This window comes from Ancylomarina salipaludis, from assembly GCF_004122035.1.
Lineage (GTDB): Bacteria > Bacteroidota > Bacteroidia > Bacteroidales > Marinifilaceae > Ancylomarina > Ancylomarina salipaludis.
On the sequence record NZ_SAXA01000005.1, the window covers coordinates 1 to 20788 of the forward strand.

A 20788-nucleotide genomic window follows, 5' to 3' on the forward strand; every position below is an offset into this window, starting at 1 on the left:
AAAATTAAAGATTTCAGGAGATCTTTAAGAGGTGTCGTAGATATTGACTTCTTCTTATTTCGGTTAACAAAAATATTCGCCTAATTAGAATCATTATAGAATTAGACCCAACTTTTACCAGTGATCCGGGGTTATTCGCTCGCGTCTCGCTCATTAATATATTACGAACCCTATGGGTTCTCATCCATAAACATTTAGGACATAAAAAAAGCATCAAAGTTTTTTCAACCTTGATGCTTCAATCAGCGGAGAGAGAGGGATTCGAACCCCCGGTACGTTGCCGCACAATAGTTTTCAAGACTACCGCATTCGACCACTCTGCCATCTCTCCATTATTTGTAAGCGTTATCTCTTGTGATAACGGGTGCAAATGTAAGTCAAAAATGAGCTTCTACCAAATAAAAAATGCACTTGTAGCCAATATTTGTTTGAATGCTTTGATTATCAGAATAAGAATTTGTAAAAATTAATTAGCCATGTAAATCCAGTTCATTCAGCATGTATAGTGAGTGTTCGATTGTTTTGAATATTTCATTGCAATATTCATTTACGGCCTTAGGGTTGCCTGGGAGTGTGTAAATCAATGTTTTATTCATGACTCCGGCTATCCCTCTGCTCATAAGTGCATTGGCTTTTTCCATACCGTACTTCACACGAATGAGTTCCATTATTCCTGGAATCTCTTTGGTTAATAGGGGTTTAACTACATCAGGCGTAATGTCTTTAGGTCCAATGCCGGTTCCGCCTGTCGTAAAAACGATGTCGTAATTTTCTGCCTGAGCTCTTAAGAGAATTGTTTTTAATTGTTCTTCGTTGTCAGGAATGATTAAGGTTTCAATTTCATAATGGCGGTTTTTTGATTTAAAAAAATCTTCAGCCAGTTTTTTTAGAAGAGGACCACTTTTATCAACATATTCACCTCTACTTGCTCTGTCGCTAAGTGTAATGATGAGTGTTTTTATGATTCGGGGTTGATAATCCAACTGATCACCTGCTTTTAATTCGCCACCCTTCAGTACACGACAAAAAATACCTTCTTTGGGCATCACACAATTCCCAACTTCGCGAAATATACTGCAATTATCACCATGGCATTTTTTACCGATTTGGGTAACTTCCAGAAGCATATCGCCCATTGTGAAGCGGTCAAGCGGAGCTGTTTTGTGCAGAATAAGTCCCTTTGTTGTAATATTTTCAGCAAATTCGCCAAAAGCGATTTCACGTTTTGCTTGTTCAGAAAATTTATCGATACTTTCCTGAGCCAGTAAACTCACTTGTCGGTGCCAGTTTCCGGAATGAGCATCATTTGCAACACCTGTCTTGTCTAGTTCTATAGTATCTACAGGCTTTTTGATTGTCCCTTTTTGTTCCGAAATATTAACAGAGAGTATATCTATTTTAGTCATGTCAAGTGAATTTGTTGGTGCTGGGATATTAAAAGATTTTAAATGTCTAGTTTTGTTTTCTCATCTAATTTTATGCTCTCCATAATCATGTTTTTATCTACAGCTTTACACATATCGTATATGGTTAGTAGAGCCACACTTGCAGCAGTAAGAGCTTCCATCTCCACACCGGTTTGTCCAATACATTTCACACGGGTGTTGACTTGTACGCCACTATCTATTAATTGGCATTTTACTTCAGCTTTTGTAATCATCAGCGTATGACAGAGAGGGATGAGGTTGCTTGTTTGCTTGGCAGCTTGAATTCCAGCAATTTCGGCAAGGGTCAAAACATCACCTTTCTTCATGTTGTTATCGCGAATCAGTTCAATTGTTTTTGCTGATAAGATGATTTTGCCCGAAGCTTTAGCCTCTCTGATTTGCTGAGTTTTATGTCCGATATCGACCATATTGGCTTTGCCGTCTTTATCAATATGGCTGAATTTATTAGTGGTCATGTTTTATTTGTAAAAGTGTGAAAGAGTGAAAAAGTTTTCTGTTTTTGGGGTGGAGGAGCGGGCGTTTGTTTTTGCATAAACATCTATCCTTAATCCTCACATTATCCAATCAGCGTATCAACATTATCCTCCAATGTTATAAAATTTCCCAATTTTGTTTTGACTTCCTTCTTGAGGCTTGCTTTCAATTGTTTTTTTTATGGCATCTTTAGCACCCAGCTTTTTGATATCGAATTCATTATTATTAAAGAGACAGGGTTTTACTTTGCCGTTGGCAGTTAATCGAATGCGGTTGCATATTTTACAATTGCCACCTTCACCACCTTCAACAATCGAAAAATCTCCGGATTCAAGGTCCATTTGTCTGATAAAACGTAAGTCAAGCCCGTTGCTTTGGCAAAATTCTTTCAGAGTGATTAATTCTGTTTCACTACTATCAGGCATGCGAACACAATTGATTTTTATAGGGGTTAGGCCTGCTTTTTTTGCTGCATCTATTCCTTTAAAAACATCATTTATATCGCCACATCGGGTTATTTCTCTGTATTTGGCCGGATTAAGTGTATCCAAACTAATATTGACTCTTTTGAGGCCAGCCTGCGCCAATGCTTCTGCGTATTTTTCAAGTAAAATCCCATTAGTAGTGAGAGCTAAGTCTTCTACTCCCTGAACATTAGCAATAAGCCTGACCAAGTCAATAATGCCTTTTCGAACCAAAGGTTCTCCACCCGTCAAACGAATTTTAGTAATACCTGTTTTAACCGCTTCTTCTACAAAGTTGATAATTTGCTCAAAACTGAGCATTTCTTCGTGTGCTATCAGATCGATGCCTTCTTCAGGCATGCAATAAGTACAACGCAGATTGCATCGGTCAGTAACTGAAATTCTGAGGTAGCTTATATTTCTGTTATATTTGTCTAACATGTACGAATTCTCCTTCTGTATACTCATCAACTTCTCGGGGAATAGCCATTATGCCATCCGCCTGAGTGAATGCATTAATATGAGCCGAACCATTATAGTTGACCGGAATAACCTGATTGTTTGCATTTAAGCGAACGGGTATAAACTCCAAACGATCGGTTCGCTTGCGTTTGTAGTCACATGAAATGGGTAAACGCACAATAGCCGGGTTATAATCGTGTCCCATCAGGCGGAAGACAAGTGCTTTTCCTAAAAGTTCGAATTGAACAAATGAGGAAACCGGATTGCCTGGCATGGCAAAAACATATTTTCCCTGACGGGTTGCAAAAACAGTATGCTTTCCAGGTTTTACGCTTAGTGTATGAAACCAAATGTTGAATTCCAATTCCTTTAATATTTGTGGTATGAAATCATATTCGCCAACCGAAACACCTCCTGAGATAATTAGCAGATCATTTTCATCAATACATTTGGCTATCATCTCTTTTGTCGCTTCTTTTGAATCAGAAACAATACCATAATAGTTTCCTGTAATACCAATCTTTTCGAGTTGAGCCAGTAATTGCCAGGAGTTTACATTTCTGATTTGCGTTGCTCCTGGAGTTTCATGTGGTTCAACCAATTCGCTACCTGTTGCAATAATTCCGATTTTTACTCTTTGGTAAACCAGAGGTTTGGCACAACCAATCTCTGCTAAAACGGATATGTGTTGTGCTTTAATACGTGTTCCTTTTTTTAGGACCACATCATTTTCCTGAATATCTTCCCCTTTTATGCAGATGTTTGTTTTCGTTTTTGTTTCTGTAAAACGAACATGATTTGGATCTACAATCTCACTTTTTTCAACCATAACCACACAATCAGCACCTTCAGGAACCATTGCTCCGGTCATAATTCTGGAACACTGATTCTTTCCAATCGTTTTTGTTGGATGTGTTCCCGCAGGAATGGTTTCAAGAATTTCTAATGTTTCTTTTAAATCAGCTTGACGACAAGCAAAGCCGTCCATTGCAGATTTATTGAATGGTGGAATGGAAATAGGTGACACAACATCTTCAGCTAATACACGGTTCAAGCATTTTGATAGTTCAATATGTTCTTTTTCCAACTTTTTAGTTGCGTGCTTTACTGTTTTTAAAGCTTCATTAAATGTTATCATAGGGTTAGGTTTGTATGGTCCAGCCAGAATTAGAAAATTGAAGATTTTCCGGATTGAAATCAAATTCGGAATCATCAAATTCAATCCATTTATCGGCAAGACCCTTGTTTTTAATAGCTTTGGGTTTTATGTTATGATTGTTTTTTTTATTGATTATTAAGAATATTCCTGGTTTAATAAATTGTCTCAATCCTCCTGATTCACATATTATAGGTGCGTCAACAGGAAGGTGTTGAACAAGTTTGTTAAAGGCTAAATGTAATTTATTGTCCAGACACTGAATGTAATAAACTTCCTTTGATCCTGCAATAAGAAATCGTTGACTATCTTTATGACCATTGGGATTTGTTTCCTTGCTAATACTATAGTCAGCTGTTTTATCTATGATTACTGCATCCGGATTTAGAAAATGAAAATGGGGTGATATTTTAATACTTACTACGGGAAACCTGGAGGCAAAGTGTGTAATCGTTTTGCAGGCAAAAAGCGTTTTACCCACATTTTGCCCGGTTCCTGCTATTAATAATATATTTTTGTAAATATTTTCCATTCTGCTAAATTTAAGAAAACTCTATTTTAATTCTTAGATGGAGTTGTCTGTTATTTAGCATATTGGGGGTCGGTTTGTTACAGTATAGAGCCCAGAAGCCAAATCACATATCTCTCCTTTCCAATTTAGGATCTAGTCCTGCGGGAGGTAATTAAGTTTCCTACTTTACCCATCGGTTATTAAAACGTACCAAAGGCTTAGCCATTAATAACTCGGAGTCTTCATGATAAGGGTAAAGATATAAAACATTAATGAATCTAGAAATGTGTATATGTTGTGGTGTGTGAAGTATTTAGATTGATTTGGATTCTGGATATTATCAATGATACTTAGTATGAGTGTGTTGTGATCTATTGCGCTGGTTGTTCAGATTTAAGATGAATTATTATTTGTAATTAATTTCGATAAGAATAATCTTTTTATCTTTAAGCAGTCTTGCTTTTTTTGTTCGCACACAAAGTTTTTTGTCTTCAATTATAGAAAATACATTGTTCAAAATAATATGGAAAAACACACTCATAAACACGATCATGGGCATTCGCACAGCCATGGCGATTTAAAAGGACGAAATCTAGGGATAGCTATTTTGTTGAATATAGGAATCACTTTGGCGCAAGTTGCAGGTGGTTTTATTTCGGGAAGTTTGGCCTTGATGTCTGATGCCATGCATAACTTCAGTGATGTATTGGCTCTCATTATTTCCTGGTTTGCCGGTAAGCTTTCCAAAAAGGATCAAACACCTTCGCAAACCTATGGCTATAAGCGCGCAGAAATATTAGCTGCCTTAATCAATGCGGTTTCTCTAATTGTCATTGCGTTCTTTTTATTAAAAGAGGCTATTTCTCGTTTTTCTGATCCTGTTGATATTCAGACGGGTTGGGTTATGATTCTGGGAGGTCTGTCAATTGTGTTGAACGGCTTGAGTGTTTTATTGGTTCAAAAGGAAGCTAAGGATAATATGAATATGCGTTCAGCCTACTTGCATTTGCTTTCGGATATGATTTCGTCAATAGCTGTTGTGTTTGGCGGATTAGCGATGTATCTGTGGGGTGTTGCTTGGGTGGATTCCGTTTTATCAATTGGAATTGCCTTGTATTTGGTTTATTCAAGTTGGGGTCTAGTAAAGGAGAGTGTTAGAATTCTGATGCAGTTTGCTCCATCTCAGGTAAATCTTGAAGAAATAAATAAAGAGTTACAGAACATTCCTGAAGTAAATAATATGCATCATGTACATGTTTGGCAACTGGATGATAGACAAATCAATTTTGAGGCGCATATCAGTTTTATAGACGATATTAGTTTAAGCAAGGTCAATGAAATTCTTCATCAGGTGGAGCATATTCTGAATGATAAATTTGACATCAATCATGTCACGCTTCAGCCCGAAATCAATGGTTCTTGTGGGGATGAAAGCATGGTTAATCAGGATAGTAAATAGGATCTTTAGTTTGCTGATTTAAAGTTGTTATTGTCTATTATTATGTCATTTGTGTGAGCATGACGTTATCTGTGTTCAAAAAAAATATTGATTTCGTGTAGAGAAATTAACATTATTTTGCACTTTTACGGAGCCCAAATTTAAATGATTTACCCTAGTTTGTCTGTTGACCAAAATCATATTAAGAATCTAATTCATCAACTTTCCTCAAAAGATGATGAGCGTGCGTTTGAACAAATTTTTGATCTGTTCTACTCAAAAATGTATGCTACGGCTTTTCAATATCTTAAAAATAAACCCTTAGCTGAGGAGGTTGTTTCTGATGTGTTTTGTCGGATATGGAAAAAGCGATTAGAATTGGATCAGATTAAAAATTTTGAAAGCTACTTGTTTATTTCTGTTCGCAATTTATCTTTAAATTATATCAGAAATAATTCCAGACTTAGTAACGAATCTTTGGATGAACAGGCATATCATATTTCAGATCCGGTTGCACTTCCAGATGAAGTAATGCAAGCGCATGAGCTACAAGAATTACTTAACGATTCTATTGAAAACTTGCCAAAAAAATGCAAAGCAATTTTTAAAATGATTCGTTTCGATGGCCTTAAATACAAAGAAGTTGCTTCTGAATTAAATATTTCAGTCAATACTGTGGATACTCAAATGAGAATTGCAATTAAGCGCATTAGTCAATCTTTGGGGGATTTCACAATAAAGAAGCGATAGGTCAAAAGCTCTCACACTTCTCTTTTTTAGTATTTTGTTTTTAATCTTGAAAATTTTTATAAAAAAGATCAATTTTTTTTAGGGATATTTATTGGTCTTGGGGTCTTAAGGTTAAAAGCTATTATTTCGAAATAATAAAATGAACGATATTCATCATATAATAACCAAGGTATTAGCCAATAGTGCTAGTAATGAGGAGAAAAGTCTGCTTGATGACTGGCTGAGGGAAAAGCTGGAGAATAAGCAGGACTTTGAATTAAGGCGTCAACAATGGGAAGAGATGCTTCTGATAGTTGACGATAAAGATAAAAAACGCGTTTTTACAGATATTAAAAATAAAATCAATCAAGAGACTAAAGTTGTTGATTTTAATAAGTATGTTGATCGAAAGAAATCCATAAGTTGGATGAAAGTTGCAGCCTCTGTTGTGAGTTTTATTTCATTGGGAGCTTTGAGCTATTATGAAATAACGGATCCTTTTTCACATTTAAATTTAATTGGATACAATTTAGTTGAAACAGAGGCCGGTGTTCAACAAACACAGTTATTAACCGATGGGTCAACTGTTTATTTGAATGGTGATAGTCGTTTGAAATATAAGATTGATTCTGAAGCCAATGAACGTACACTTTATCTTGAAGGTGAAGCATTTTTTGATGTTGCAAGAGATGAGAGCAAGCCTTTTGTAATTGGTCTGGAGGACAGTCATGTTCAGGTTTTAGGAACATCTTTTAATATAAAAGCATATTCTGAGGATGAACAGATTTCCACTTCTGTTATAAGCGGACGGGTTGCTTTTGAAGCATCAAAATCGAAATCATTAATACTTATTCCAGGCAATAAGGGAATTATTAATAAGGCTAAAAATACGATGGCTAAACTCGATGTGGATAATGCCATGGATGTAGCCTGGATGAAAAAAGCATTATATTTTGAAAATACGAGTTTGTCAGAGATGGCAAAATCATTATACCGGATGTATGGTGTGAAACTTAAATTTTTGGATGGCAGTCTTAAAGATTTAAAAATCACAGCAAAATTCGAAAATGAAAGACTTGATGAAATCTTCAAAATTCTTGAGATGACCAATGAATTTTCATACAAGATTGAAGATGATGTAATTCTAATTGGAGGAGTTGGAAAATTTAAATAAAAAAATACCGAAAAGTGGCAGCTTTTCGGTATCTGAATAACATGTAGTAAATTTACTTGTCAAGTAAATGTCGTTGAAATAAAAGGATTTACTTCAAAAAAACATTATGTGCTACAAAATTAAGAAAAAATATTCATACTATACGAACAAATCAGTTTTTGTTTGTAAAGCCACTGTTATTCAGGATGGTTTAAAAATGAGTATGTTCTCAATTTTATTTTTTTTATGTCTATTTACTACTTCTGTAAGCTTTTCACAATCAAATCTTATTTCTTTGGAGGGCATGAGTGTTGGTATGAGCTTAGAGGTTTTTGTTGAAACACTCGAAGCACAATCTGACTTTTCTTTTGTCTATAATTCAGCGAAATTCCAAAATCTGAAAATTAAGTCTCTTCCTCAAGAAAGCATGCCTATTGAGTCGTTGCTTAGTTACGTTTTAACACCTATTGGTTTAAATTTTATTATTTATCGGGATAAAATTATCATTAAAGAAAGGGGGGAAGGTATACCTATGACTTTGATTAAATCTTCCAATCTGATTGAGAAGTCTGATATACTTAGGGTAGAGAAGATTGTTTTAGGGCGTGTCCTGTGTGATGATGACAGTCAACCAATTGTTGGGGCGTCCATTCGTGTGAGAAATCAGGTTTATGGGACTGCTAGTGATAAAGATGGGTATTACAATCTGAAATGCAATATTGGTGATACACTTTTAGTTACAGCGATAGGTTTTGTTAGTTTTGAAACGGTTGTTGGTTTAAATATTATAGAGGACATTCGTTTAAAACCCAATATGATCAGTCTGAAAGAGGTCAATGTTATTGGGTATGGAGAAGAAGAAACTCGAGAATTGCTAGGTGCTGTTAGTTCAATATCTCCTTTGGTTAGTGGTGAAGTTCCAAATAATTTTGATGATATACTGGCAGGAAGTGCCAGTGGGTTGTGGTTTCAAAAAAGTTCAGGAGCACCGGGAAGTGCTTCAACAATAGCTATACGAGGTGTGACATCCCTTCAGCCTGATGCCAATAGTCCCCTTATTGTGGTAGATGGTGTGCCTCTTTTTTCTAGCGAAGAGAATTTGAATCAAATAACAGTAAAGTCGCAGGACGGTTCCGCCTTTGGATTGCTTAATAATTATGTCTATGATGATATTAGGGAGACAAGTGAGTTTAGAAAGAATGGCTTGAATATGGTTAATCCTGAGGATATTGAATCTGTTTCAGTACTCAAGGATGCCTATTCAACTTCAATATACGGGTCCAGAGGTGCTGCAGGAGTAATTTTAATTACAACTAAAAAACCGAAGAAAAAGGGGATAAGTGCCAGTTTTTTATATGAATCGAGTCTGTCACAACCGGTTGGGAAACCTGAATTAATGAATGCCAATGAGTATGCCAGATTATATAGTAACTATTATAGCGAATTAAAAAATAAAGAAGTTGTGTTTCCAAATCAGATTAATACAAATTGGTATGATTTGGTCGTTCGAAATGCTGTTGGGAATAAATTGAGTTTAGCTGTTCAGAGCAAAAAACATAACGGTTTCTTTTATATGAGTTTTTCGCAACTGAATCAGGAGAGTTACATTATCAATTCTGACTATAAAAGATATACGGGACGCTTTAATTTCCAACAAAGAGTACATGAAAGGGTCCGGATTGGAGCAAATCTGGCAATTACTTCAGAAAAGAACAATGCTTTATTAGCACCTAAAATTTACCGCGATGCGATCCTGAAAGCGCCCAATGTGCCCGTTTATACTGAAGAGGGGGATTATCGTTTCGGGAATATGGGCAATCCGTATGGAACATATTATGAAAATCCGCTTGCCATGGCAACAACAGGTAGAGGAGAAGTGAATGATACCTATACTATAGCTAATGTTTATTTCGATTTAGAATTGACTAATTGGTTGTCTTATCGATTCGATTTTGGCATTAATTTGATTGAAACTGATGCCATTTCGGCTTATAGAAATGGATTCAGCCCTGATAAAAAAAATTCAATCGAAAGTAATGGTTATTCTCGTAAATGGATTGTAACCAATACAATAAATGGCTCTCATTCTTTTGAAGATCATTCGATGAAATTTGTTTTAGGTCAGAGTTTTGAGCAATCCAGACAAAAAGAAGAAGAAGTGTTTTTTGAAGATTTATGGGGCTTAAACACTAGTGGGAATCTTGATTTGAGTAATTATGCAATGGATAGGCGTAAGTTTGCTCTGGCTTCATGGTTTGGTCGTTTGACTTATAATTACAAGCAGAAGTTATTCGCGGGTCTCTCATATCGGATTGATGGTTCGTCTCGTTTCAGAAAAAGTAACCGTTATCAAATGTTTCCTGCATTCTCACTCGGTTGGATCATAAAGTCTGATGTTGAAAATTCACTTTTAAACTTATTCAAGCTACGTTCAAGTTTTGGTTATTCGGGTGTGGAGCAATCGACTTATACCTATGGTGCTTTGCGGACATATCAAACACATCCCAATAATCTGAATTATGCAGGTACGCCTATATTATCTGAAGATAATGGTGCCGAATTGGATATTTCATGGGAAAAAACAAAGAATTTTGATTTTGGACTTGATCTGTCTTTTTTTAATGAGAAGCTTAAGACAAGTTTGGATTATTATTCTAAAGAGGTCAATAATTTACTTCTATTTACTGATGTTACTGCTGTTTCGGGGTACGAGCAACAATGGGTGAATGTGGGGAAGATGAAGAATACAGGAATTGAAATGAATCTGGATTGTCAATTAATTGATCGGAATTTTAAATGGAGTATGCTATTGTCTTCAGCTTATAATAAAAACGAAGTGGTTGCGATTAATTATATTGGAGAAGAGGTATGGGGAGCTGATCAGGCTTATAAATATTTTAAGGAAGGAAAGGAAGCTGCTCAGTTTTACCTTTATGATTGGAAGGGTGTCAATCCTGCCACCGGCAATCCGATATGGCAATATGAAAATGGGATTTTAAGTGAAGTACCACCGTCGGATAATACAGATAGAAAAGCTTTTGGTTCAGGAATTCCAACGTTTACAGGTGGGATAAATAACTGCCTGTCATATAAAGGTTTTGAATTAAATGCATCATTAATATTTGTATCGGGTAAAAAAATGATGAATGGAACAGCAGCTCTTTTACATACTTATTCAACAAGTGAGGCCTATAATTTATCACCGGATGTTTTAAATTATTGGAAAAATGAGGGAGCTATGACGAATCAACCATCCTTGTTGAATCAATCAATAACTAGTACAAACAATTATACCACCAGTCGAACAAGCTCGCGTTTTTATGAGGATGCCTCATTTATTCGTCTTAAAAGTCTTGTGTTGGCTTATTATTTACCTAAATCGATTGTAAAAAAAATGAAACTTGAAGGCGTTAAATTTTACGCTCAGGCAACTAATTTATTTACAATTACAAACTATTCAGGAGTGGACCCCGAAGTGAGCGCTTTTGGTTCATCTTCGTTACTCTCAGGTTACGATGAAGTAACCATGCCGCAGTCAAAGTCTTTTAGCTTGGGCTTAAGAATTAACTTATAAACAAACTTGTCAAGTAAAAATAAATAATATATGTAGTAAATGAAAGGTTATTGAGTCTGGCAGGATAAGATAACCGCACCGGAAAAAATCTTAAGAAACATATCAAAGATTACATAATATCAGCTTCACAGCTGGTAATCGGGATAGGCTTTTTCTATGTTTTTAAGGTGTTATGTGAGTTAAGTTAAACAGAAAATGGATTGTTAGAAGTGAAAATGTGATGAAAAGATTGATAAAACAAGAGTCTAAGTCAGTCATAGAAATCGAATTTTGAACGATAGAATCCGAATAATAAACCCAATTAAAACCTAAAATTAAAGTTTATGAAAAATTTAAGAATTTCATGGAAAATGGCTTTACCACTTATGGCCATCTTATTGAGTAGTGTGTTCACTTCTTGTAGCGACGATGAGAAAAAATTGAGTGATTTAACAGGATTTTTAAGCTTTGGATTTGCTGATGAAGCCCTTGAGAATTATGAGTTTACCATTGGGGGCGATAATGTTATTACCAATCAAATTGCTTTGCCATACGGATTTGACGCTTCTGCATTAACACCCGTATTTAGTGCTGCACCTTTGGCTCAAGTAAATATCAATGGTATTCCTCAGGTAAGTGGTTCAATAGCCATGGATTTTACCAGTGATATCGTTTTTTCTGTTGTTGCAGAAAATGGTGATAACACTATCAATTATACCGTAAGAGTCAATGTTGCTACAGAATTATCAGCCTGGACAAATTTATCTCCAAACGCTGGATTCCCATTATACACTCAGGTAACTGCTTTCGAATTAGGAGGTAAGTATTATGTTATCGGTAGTCTTAAAGGTGCATCGGTTTATGGTGACCACGAAGCAGGAATTTATTCTTCAGTTGATGGTGTCGCGTTTACCGAGGTGACTTCAACTCTTTTCCAGGATTATGGTATTGCAGTTGGATCTGCGACTGTGAAACATGGCGATAAGCAATTACTACTGGGAGGTTTGTCATATTCAGATTATTTTGGTGGCGGAACTGGTGATGGTTCTGGTAATAATAAAGTATGGGCTTCAACTGACGGGGCTACTTGGGAGAAGATTACAACTACACAAACCGATTACGAAGGTTGGGGGGCAGCACCTGAAGTTAATTCCTTTTCAATAAGAACTGAACCAACCGTTGCCAATATGAATGGTGATTTATATGTGGTTGGTGGTTTTTCAGTAGCTTATGGTGCTCCTCAAGGTGCGATCGCGGATGTTTGGAAATCAACTGATGGGGGAGCTACCTGGATTAATCTTGAAGCCGATTTTGGAGCAGACTTTGTTGCAAGAGCTCAAAGTCAGTTGATTGTATATAAGGATGAACTATACCTAATTGGTGGACGTACAGGATATCCGAATCAATATTTTAATGATGTATATAAGTCAGCTGATGGCATTAACTGGACAAAATTAGCTGTGGAAAAGCCATTTGATGCCTGTGCCGGTCATATTTGCTATGTGTATAACGACAGATTCTATTTAATAGGTGGTAATGTTGCTACAGGTGAGATGGATGAAAGCACTGAAATTGCAGTACCATCGAATGCAACCTGGGTTTCAGAAGATGCAGGTTTAAACTGGACAAAGGTTACCGAAGGTGCATTGCCTGAAGGTTTTGCAGGACGTGCAGGTCATGCATTTGCCAAAGATGGAAATGTGGTTCATATTTTCGGTGGAATGGGTGCTGAAGCTGATGGTACAGCTAAAATACTGACAGACTCATGGAAAGGCACATTAAATTAATTTGAATTCCGATTGGGAGACTACTGGCAGGTAGGCTCCCAATATAAACTTCTATAGAGGTTCATCATTTGTTTTCAAATAATATGTAGTAAAATCTAATATAATGAATAAAGTAATTTGTGTTATATTTTCTGTTTTTCTGATTGTCTCAACTTTGAGTGTCCGAGCTCAAAACGTGAAGGTTCAGGAATTAAAGAAGGTTAAAATAACGGGTACACTTAAATGCTCGGAAGATAACCATCCTGTTGTGGGAGCCACGATTATCGTAAAAGGAACAACAAATGGAGTCGCAGCTGACTTTGATGGTAATTTTACTATCATGGCTAATCAGGGGGATATTCTATTGATCTCATCAATAGGTTATATCTCAAAAGAAATAAAAGTTGGAATAAAAACACATTTCGATTTGATCTTGAGTCCCGATAATGTATCACTAAAAGAAATAGCCGTAATTGGTTATGGTGTACAGGAAAGACGCGACTTAACAGGTGCGGTATCATCTGTTAATATTGAACAGATCGATCAAGTTGCATTAAGTGTTGATAATGCGCTTTCAGGTCAAATTGCTGGCGTGCAGGTTAATTCTGCAAGTGGAACTCCTGGCAGTGCTACAGCGATAACTATTCGAGGAATTACATCGCTTTCTGCTGATAATAATCCGCTTTATATTATTGATGGGGTGCCTGTATATGGAGTTGGTGCCGGGGCTTCTACTTCTTTTCAGTCAGGAGGTGTTCCAATGGTCGCAATGGGTGGAAATACAACATCAGGCTCTATTGGGGCAACATCAGAATTTGAAAGAAACCCTTTGGCGAGTTTGAATATGGATGATATTGAATCCATCGAGGTATTAAAAGATGCTTACGCAACAGCGATTTATGGATCAAGAGGTGCTGCTGGTGTTATTTTAATTACGACTAAAAAGGGAAAAAAAGGATTACCCAAAGTTGATCTTAATATTTCAACATCTGTTGCCAGTCCTATTGATGTTCCTGATGTTTTGAATGGAGATCAATATGTTGATTTTTATAATAGTTTTTTAGGGGCAAATACCAGTGGTGTTTATCCATTTACAAAGGGGTATAATACGGATTGGTTCGATGCTGCAACACGTACGGCAGTAACCAATAATATTTCGGCAACAGTTTCTGCGGGAACAGATAAAAGTACCTATTTCTTATCTCTAAATTATCTGGACCAGGATTCGTATGTGATTAATAATGATTTTAAACGTTATACCGCCCGAATTAATTATGAGTATAAATCAAGCGAGAAATTTCGTTTTGGAAATAATATAAGTTTGTCTTATACCGATAATAACTCGTTGAACTCAGGTAGTGTCTATCGAAATTCATTACTTGCTGCTCCTGACACAAGAATTAAAGATGATAATGGAGATTACGTTTTTGTACAGAGCGATCGCGATAGATTTAATCCAATTGCTAAAGCTAAGGAGGATATTAACTTCGTTAAGGATAAACGTGTTATAGGTAACTTATATGCTGAATACAAAGTTTTGTCGTGGTTAACTTTTAAAACTGAACTTGGAATTGATTTAATGTCTTCAAAAGCTTACAATCGCAATAAGGAATACAAAGGGATCGATTCGGGTAAAGAGGTTGAGATTATTCAAGGAAGTGCAAGTCAAACAAATATTAATAATTTAAAGCTTGTTATTAATAACACAGCATCAATTTATAAAGAATTTGGCGAGCATGTATTCACGGGTGTTATAGGTCAAAGCTTCGAAACTTCAAAGGAAGACTATGTTCGGATTGCAGCTACAGATTTTCCAACGAACGATGTCTTAAGTATTGGTTCGGCTAACGATTCTCGAGTTGATGGTGCCGTTTTAAGAGAATGGGCTATGGTCTCGTTTTTTGGTAGAATGAACTACCGTTGGAAAGACAAATATATGGCAGGAGTAACCTATCGTGTAGATGGTTCTTCTCGATTTAATAAAAACGAAAGATATGTTGGTTTTCCCTCATTTTCGGCTGGTTGGCGAATTTCAGAGGAACAATTTATGGAACCATACCTTTGGGTTGATGATCTGAAATTTCGTGCGAGTTTAGGATTTTCAGGTATCTCCGGTTCAGGTGGCTATTACGGCAATCAAGGTCAATATGTGGCTAGAGACTACGCTAAACAGTACGGTAATACTAATATTCTTGAAGTGCAGCAAGCCAGTAATCCTGACCTGAAATGGGAAAAAACGCATACCGTTGACATAGGATTAGACGTATCGTTATTTGAATCGAGGTTTTCTTTAACGTTTGATTATTATAATAAGAAAAGTATCGACATGTTAATTGGTTCAAGTGTACCCTTATATTCAGGCTATTCTTCTCAAATACAAAATCTGGTTGATATGGAAAATAAGGGGATAGAGATATCATTGACCAGTGTAAATATCGATAAAGAATTTAAGTGGACTTCGAATTTAAATTTTGCAAGGAATACCAATAAGGTAACAAAACTTAACCTGAAGGGATATGTTGCAGGTGGATCAGAAATTGGCTATGCCTATTATCAGGTTGGAGAATCGGCAACAGCATGGTTTTTGTACGATTGGCATAGTGTTGATCCTCTTACGGGTAATCCTTTATGGAGGTATTCAGATGGGAGCATTTCGACCACACCTCCAGCATCTATAAATAATAAAGAAGCGTACGATAATAAATTTGTAATGGGCGATAGAATGCCAGAATTTACAGGTGGATTTACAAATATATTTACGTATAAGAATCTTGAATTGAGTACGCTGTTGAGTTTTTCCTATGGTGGAAAAATAATGAATGGAACTCGTGCCGAACTTTTAACGTATACGGATAATAAAAACAGGAATCTGAGTACTGAAATTTTGGATGAGTGGATAATTGCAGGACATAAAACTGAGATTCCGAAAAAGTATAATCTGTCTACTCCTGGAAAAATTGGAGGAGGTACAGATTACACTGTTAGTAGGGAGACTGACCGTTTTCTGGAAGATGGGTCTTTTGTGCGTTTGAAAAATGTTTCATTATCTTATCGCTTTAATCCGGATAGAATTCGTAAACTGGGATTAGAAAGTTTGGTACTTTATGCGAAAGGATCAAATTTACTAACCTGGACGAATTATTCTGGTCCTGATCCTGAGGTGAGTGCCTTTGGCTCATCAGCTGCTTATGCAGGAAATGATGAATTGACCATACCTCAGCAAAAGGCCATACAGATTGGGCTTAAGATTGGTTTAAGATAATATAAGAGAGTTTATTGTAATTATTCCTGATGCAAAGCATAGTGTCATGATACTAATTTCAAAAAAATGAAAAATAGAATAATTAATATATACGGTCTTGTTCTGTTAGCTATTGTTGGTAGCTTAACAGCTTGTGATAAACAACTTGATCTTGCTCCTGAGGATACAACTGTTGAATCTGAAGTTTTTCAGACTGCAGCTTCCGCCGAATCAGCCTTAATGGATGTTTACAATAAAACCTATGAGGCGAATAAGCAAACTGCTTATACCATAGGAGATGTGACAACAAGACTTATTGAGGTGACGAGCACATACAGTATGGCCTTGGTGTCAGGTAATTTATTAACAGATGATTATACGGCTGAAGAAATATGGTCTAAGACCTATTCGGCAATAAATGTAGCTAATGTCATCATCAAATCAGTTCCTGAGTTGGGAACCTATAATGAGGATCTTGAAAAGCAGCATGTGGCTGAAGCTAAATTCTTAAGAGCTTACAATTACTTAGTTATGCTGCGTTTGTACGGGGATGGAGCTTTGAAAGGAAAAATGGATGGCTTATGTTTACCCTTACAACTTGCTCCCTATGCGGGAACAGAATTTGTTTCAAATAATGCATTGAAGCGTTCTACAAATGATGAGGTCTACACACAAATTATAAAGGATTTATCTGAGGCTTTACCCGATTTGAGGGTTGAATACGATGATGATTTAGAAACCAGAGCTCGCGCAACGAAGGGAAGTGTACATGCATTACTTTCAAGAGTGTATTTATACATGGGGAATTTTCAAAAAGCAGCGGAAGAATCTGCATTTTTTGTTAATAACTCTACTTATAGATTAGCACCTGATCTTCGTTCTGTATTTCCAATTAGCAGTGGGGTTGATGTAGATTTAGATGAAGAGTTTATTTATGCAATCCCTTTAACTTTCAATGGGGGAGATCATCAGTTTGGTACACATTATTATCCTTATTATTCAAAATCGGTTGGTTATGTATCCGATGATTATATAGGAAAATTTTCCGGTACTGATCAAAGAATAACAGATTTGATCTGGGAAGGGAATCCTTTATCAATATACAATTCCGGCAAACTTACAACCAGTAAGTTTAATAATAAAGATGGACGTGATAATATTCCTATGATTCGCTTGTCCGAAATGTATTTGACACGTGCTGAAGCTTTGGCCAGAACTGATGGTAAAGTGCAGGAAGCGCTTGATTTGTTGAATGCTATTGCCAGTCGTGCTGATGCTGCTTTTGTTGATTACAATCTTTCTGATTTTGCTACAACTGAGGATTTAATTGATCGTATTATGCTTGAGCGCGAGAAAGAACTGGCTTTTGAAGGATTACATCGTTACGATATTATCCGTACCGGGAGAAAGCTTCAGTTTAAAAATGGTGATGGTGTATACGAGGATGTGCCTGCTGGTCGTTATGTATTACCAATTCCCAAGCGAGAAATCGATATTACAAAAGGGAGCTTGGTTCAGAATCCGGGCTACTTGTAAATCTCAATTCAGTCATTTATTTGACTGGTTCTTTTCAATTTAATAGAATACAATCATTTATGATATCAGGAGAAACTTCTATCATCAAGTTTCTCCGGCTGTCAGATGAATTCTATTCCTAAATTTTTACTAATGAATAAAATTAAAACAATACTTGTTTGTTTGTCTTTCTGTCTGTTTTTTTGTCAGGAATCATACGCTCAACTGCAATCAGATAGTAAAGATCATGCCGGGATTAAATTTGAGCATAGCTCTTGGCAGGAGATTATTAAGAAAGCTAAAAATGAAAACAAACTCATTTTTATCGATGCTTATACAAGCTGGTGTGGTCCCTGTAAAATGATGGCAAAGAATGTTTTTACAGACACAGAAGTTGGAACTTTCTTCAACCAGAATTTCGTTAATGTGAAATTTGATATGGAGAAAGAACCAGGTTTAAGTCTGAAATCAAAACTGCGGGTTACTGCCTATCCAACTTTGATTTTTATTGATGCTAACGAAAAGATTGTTCATAAGGCTGTTGGTTCCATGCCCAAATCTGACTTCCTGAAATTTGCTAATAAAGCTTTAAAAGGTGAGATGAATCTTTCTGATTACAACGAAATTTATGAAAAAGAAGGCGTTTCTGATTACAAGTTTCTGGTCAATTACTTGAAGGTGCTTGAATCTGCAGGTGAAAATGTAAAACTGAAGATGGTTATCGGAAAATATTTTGATGACTTGACTTCTGATAAGTTACTAAGCCGGGAAAACTGGGATCTGGTAAAAAAGTATATCAACAATACAGATAATAAAGCTTTTCAATACTTATTGAATAATCAAGAGAAATTTGAAAACTTGTTTGGCGAAAAAGAAGTAGGTGATAAGATTTATTACACATTCTTGCGTCAAGGGAACCAACTATGTGATAAAACAGAATCAGGAGATTTTCATTTAAATCTGGAAAGAAAATCACAATTCGAAGCTGATCTTGAAAAGTTCAATATTAAGGATAAAGCTATGATTTTGGCTTATTCTGAGATTTCTACTGCCAGAAGCCTGAACGATTGGAAGACTTTTGTGAGTACTGTTTCGAAGTACTTAAAATCGGGCTTAATTGATAAAAGTGTCATGTCCTTATACAATTATGCCTTACCTGTAAACCGGGCTGCTGATGATAAGGAGCTTCGTGCTGAGGCCGCCAAGTGGTGCGATATGGGGCTGGCTACTGAAAATTTAGATGCTGGATTTAAAAATACTTTTCTGAAGCTGAAAGCTGAATTGCTGAAGTAAAAGGCAGAATTTGTAATTATTACAATATTTAACATTTTCTTTTTAGGGATAAAGTAAAATGTCGGGGTCTTTAAACTGATGACGTGAAATTTGCTTCGGATGAGTGACGCATATCTCGTCGTAACTAAAAGGATTATAATCTATTAATTATTATCGGACGATCTACTTTATGGCTTTGGCAGCTGGCAGGCTGTTTTGTCTCGGCAATAGAATACTTATTTAAAATAATAACATGAAAAATTTACTAACAGTGATTGTATTGGCTCTTTCGGGGCTTTTTATTTCTACAGCTTCAATGGCACAGAATCGTTCTGTTGAGTTTGAACATGCAAAATGGGACAAGGTTTTAAAAAAGGCTAAGAAGAGCAATAAATTGATTTTTGTTGACTGCTATACTTCTTGGTGCGGACCATGTAAGATGATGGCCAAGGATGTGTTTACACAGGATCATGTTGCTGATTATTTCAATGCCAATTTTGTGAACTATAAGCTCGATATGGAAAAAGGAGAGGGGCCTGCTCTAAAGCCAGGTTGGAAAATTAATGCTTATCCTACTTTTCTGGTAATTAATGCAAAAGGTGAAGTTATTCATCGTGTTGTCGGAGCTTATAGTGCTGATGAGTTTATCGCTTATATAAAAGAAGCGCAATCGGATGACAAAAATTTTGCTGCTTTGCAAAAAGAGTACGAAGCGGGGAAACGCGATGGCGAGTTTATGTTTTCTTATTTACGATCGCTGCGTATGGCTAACCTGGGAAAGGAAGAAGCAGAAAAGGCTGATGTTTATATTTCAAGTCTGAAAAAAGAGGATTTGTTGAAAAAGGAAAACTGGAATATTGTGAAGTATTTCATGAAGAATCCGGCAACCGACGAGTTTCGTTTTCTTGTAAAGAATAGAGCTAAGTTAGCTGAAGTGCTCGGCGCTGAGGAAGTGGATGCCAAGATTTATAAAACTTATAATAAGAAGATTGAAGAATATTCATACTTCTATCCTGGGAAAGGCCGTGTATATGACAAAAAAGGCTTTGATGCTTTGATTACTGATCTTCAAAACTCAAATTACGATAAGGCTTCTGAGTTGATTGCTATAGCTTTAAAGAATGAATATTCCCGTTTGAATGATTGGGACAAATATGCTTACACTATTGATGCAGCTCTTGATTTTTCTTTAGTGAGAGAAAATGCAGACAAATTCAGATATTTCGATTCTGCAGCTTCGACCATTGCTAAAGTATCAAAAGACAAAGATTTATTGCTAAAAGCACTTCGCTGGGCTGATTATGCAGCCAGAAATGAAACTCGTCCTGAGCACAAATCGGGTTATTTGGCAACCAAAGCTAACCTTTTAGAGTTGGTTGGTAATGTTGAAGAAGCTAAGGCAACACAATCCGCGTCTAAAAAAGCAGATTTAGAAGCAGAGAAAGCTGGAACAAAGATTATTTCTGTGCCAATGATTAGAATGGGGGGAATGAAACCAGCAAAGAAATAATAAGAAATGGCTGAGGTTCCATAAATATTAGTACTACAGCATACAATTTAACGATATATAATTCTAACTGATTGCATCTATTTTGGTTTGGCAGAA

The 20788-nt window shown here is 36.2% G+C and carries 14 protein-coding genes, 1 tRNA gene and 1 riboswitch; of the genes, 9 read left to right on the forward strand and 6 right to left on the reverse strand.

Annotation, left to right across the window (positions count from 1 at the left end; translation table 11 throughout):
• Positions 1 to 246: 246 nt before the first annotated feature.
• From EO244_RS06645 to EO244_RS06670, 6 genes are all read right to left on the reverse strand, one after another.
• Positions 247 to 331 (reverse strand) — tRNA-Ser (locus tag EO244_RS06645).
• Positions 332 to 470: 139 nt separating this feature from the next.
• Complete coding sequence (locus tag EO244_RS06650; protein WP_129253880.1) at positions 471 to 1406, reverse strand: MOSC domain-containing protein; 936 nt, start codon at positions 1404 to 1406, stop codon at positions 471 to 473.
• Between the two features lie 38 nt (positions 1407 to 1444).
• Positions 1445 to 1903, reverse strand: a complete 459-nt coding sequence (gene moaC, locus EO244_RS06655) for a cyclic pyranopterin monophosphate synthase MoaC (RefSeq protein WP_129253881.1) — start codon at positions 1901 to 1903, stop codon at positions 1445 to 1447.
• A 123-nt stretch (positions 1904 to 2026) separates the two neighbouring features.
• Positions 2027 to 2827: a GTP 3',8-cyclase MoaA gene (locus EO244_RS06660; RefSeq protein WP_129254079.1), complete on the reverse strand. Its 801-nt coding sequence runs from the start codon at positions 2825 to 2827 to the stop codon at positions 2027 to 2029.
• Positions 2811 to 3986, reverse strand: a complete 1176-nt coding sequence (locus tag EO244_RS06665) for a molybdopterin molybdotransferase MoeA (RefSeq protein WP_164977430.1) — start codon at positions 3984 to 3986, stop codon at positions 2811 to 2813. The genes EO244_RS06660 and EO244_RS06665 overlap by 17 nt, the downstream gene beginning before the upstream one ends.
• 4 nt (positions 3987 to 3990) lie before the next feature.
• Positions 3991 to 4536, reverse strand: a complete 546-nt coding sequence (locus EO244_RS06670; protein WP_129253883.1) for a hypothetical protein — start codon at positions 4534 to 4536, stop codon at positions 3991 to 3993.
• Positions 4537 to 4633: 97 nt separating this feature from the next.
• Positions 4634 to 4765, reverse strand: a riboswitch (molybdenum cofactor riboswitch).
• A gap of 273 nt (positions 4766 to 5038) precedes the next feature.
• Between EO244_RS06670 and EO244_RS06675 the strand changes: the two genes are divergently transcribed.
• The 9 genes from EO244_RS06675 to EO244_RS06715 all read left to right on the forward strand — a co-directional run bounded on the left by EO244_RS06675 (position 5039) and on the right by EO244_RS06715 (position 20692).
• Positions 5039 to 5974 (forward strand): cation diffusion facilitator family transporter, encoded by a 936-nt coding sequence (locus EO244_RS06675; RefSeq protein WP_129253884.1) that lies wholly within the window; start codon positions 5039 to 5041, stop codon positions 5972 to 5974.
• A gap of 144 nt (positions 5975 to 6118) precedes the next feature.
• Positions 6119 to 6703 (forward strand): RNA polymerase sigma-70 factor, encoded by a 585-nt coding sequence (locus EO244_RS06680; protein ID WP_129253885.1) that lies wholly within the window; start codon positions 6119 to 6121, stop codon positions 6701 to 6703.
• A 139-nt stretch (positions 6704 to 6842) separates the two neighbouring features.
• Positions 6843 to 7856 (forward strand): FecR family protein, encoded by a 1014-nt coding sequence (locus EO244_RS06685; protein ID WP_129253886.1) that lies wholly within the window; start codon positions 6843 to 6845, stop codon positions 7854 to 7856.
• Positions 7857 to 7962: 106 nt separating this feature from the next.
• Positions 7963 to 11409 (forward strand): SusC/RagA family TonB-linked outer membrane protein, encoded by a 3447-nt coding sequence (locus EO244_RS06690; protein WP_129253887.1) that lies wholly within the window; start codon positions 7963 to 7965, stop codon positions 11407 to 11409.
• A 323-nt stretch (positions 11410 to 11732) separates the two neighbouring features.
• A complete protein-coding gene (locus EO244_RS06695) occupies positions 11733 to 13175 on the forward strand; it encodes a Kelch repeat-containing protein (protein WP_129253888.1) in 1443 nt (480 codons plus the stop codon).
• Between the two features lie 103 nt (positions 13176 to 13278).
• Positions 13279 to 16416 carry a SusC/RagA family TonB-linked outer membrane protein gene (locus EO244_RS06700; protein ID WP_129253889.1) on the forward strand — a complete coding sequence of 1046 codons (3138 nt, stop codon included), beginning with the start codon at positions 13279 to 13281 and terminating at the stop codon, positions 16414 to 16416.
• 66 nt (positions 16417 to 16482) lie between these two features.
• The gene (locus tag EO244_RS06705) at positions 16483 to 17931 is read left to right on the forward strand and encodes a RagB/SusD family nutrient uptake outer membrane protein (protein ID WP_129253890.1); all 1449 of its coding nucleotides are present in this window, start codon (positions 16483 to 16485) and stop codon (positions 17929 to 17931) included.
• 132 nt (positions 17932 to 18063) lie between these two features.
• Positions 18064 to 19203, forward strand: a complete 1140-nt coding sequence (locus EO244_RS06710) for a thioredoxin family protein (protein ID WP_164977431.1) — start codon at positions 18064 to 18066, stop codon at positions 19201 to 19203.
• Positions 19204 to 19435: 232 nt separating this feature from the next.
• Complete coding sequence (locus EO244_RS06715; RefSeq protein WP_129253892.1) at positions 19436 to 20692, forward strand: thioredoxin family protein; 1257 nt, start codon at positions 19436 to 19438, stop codon at positions 20690 to 20692.
• Positions 20693 to 20788 lie beyond the last annotated feature (96 nt).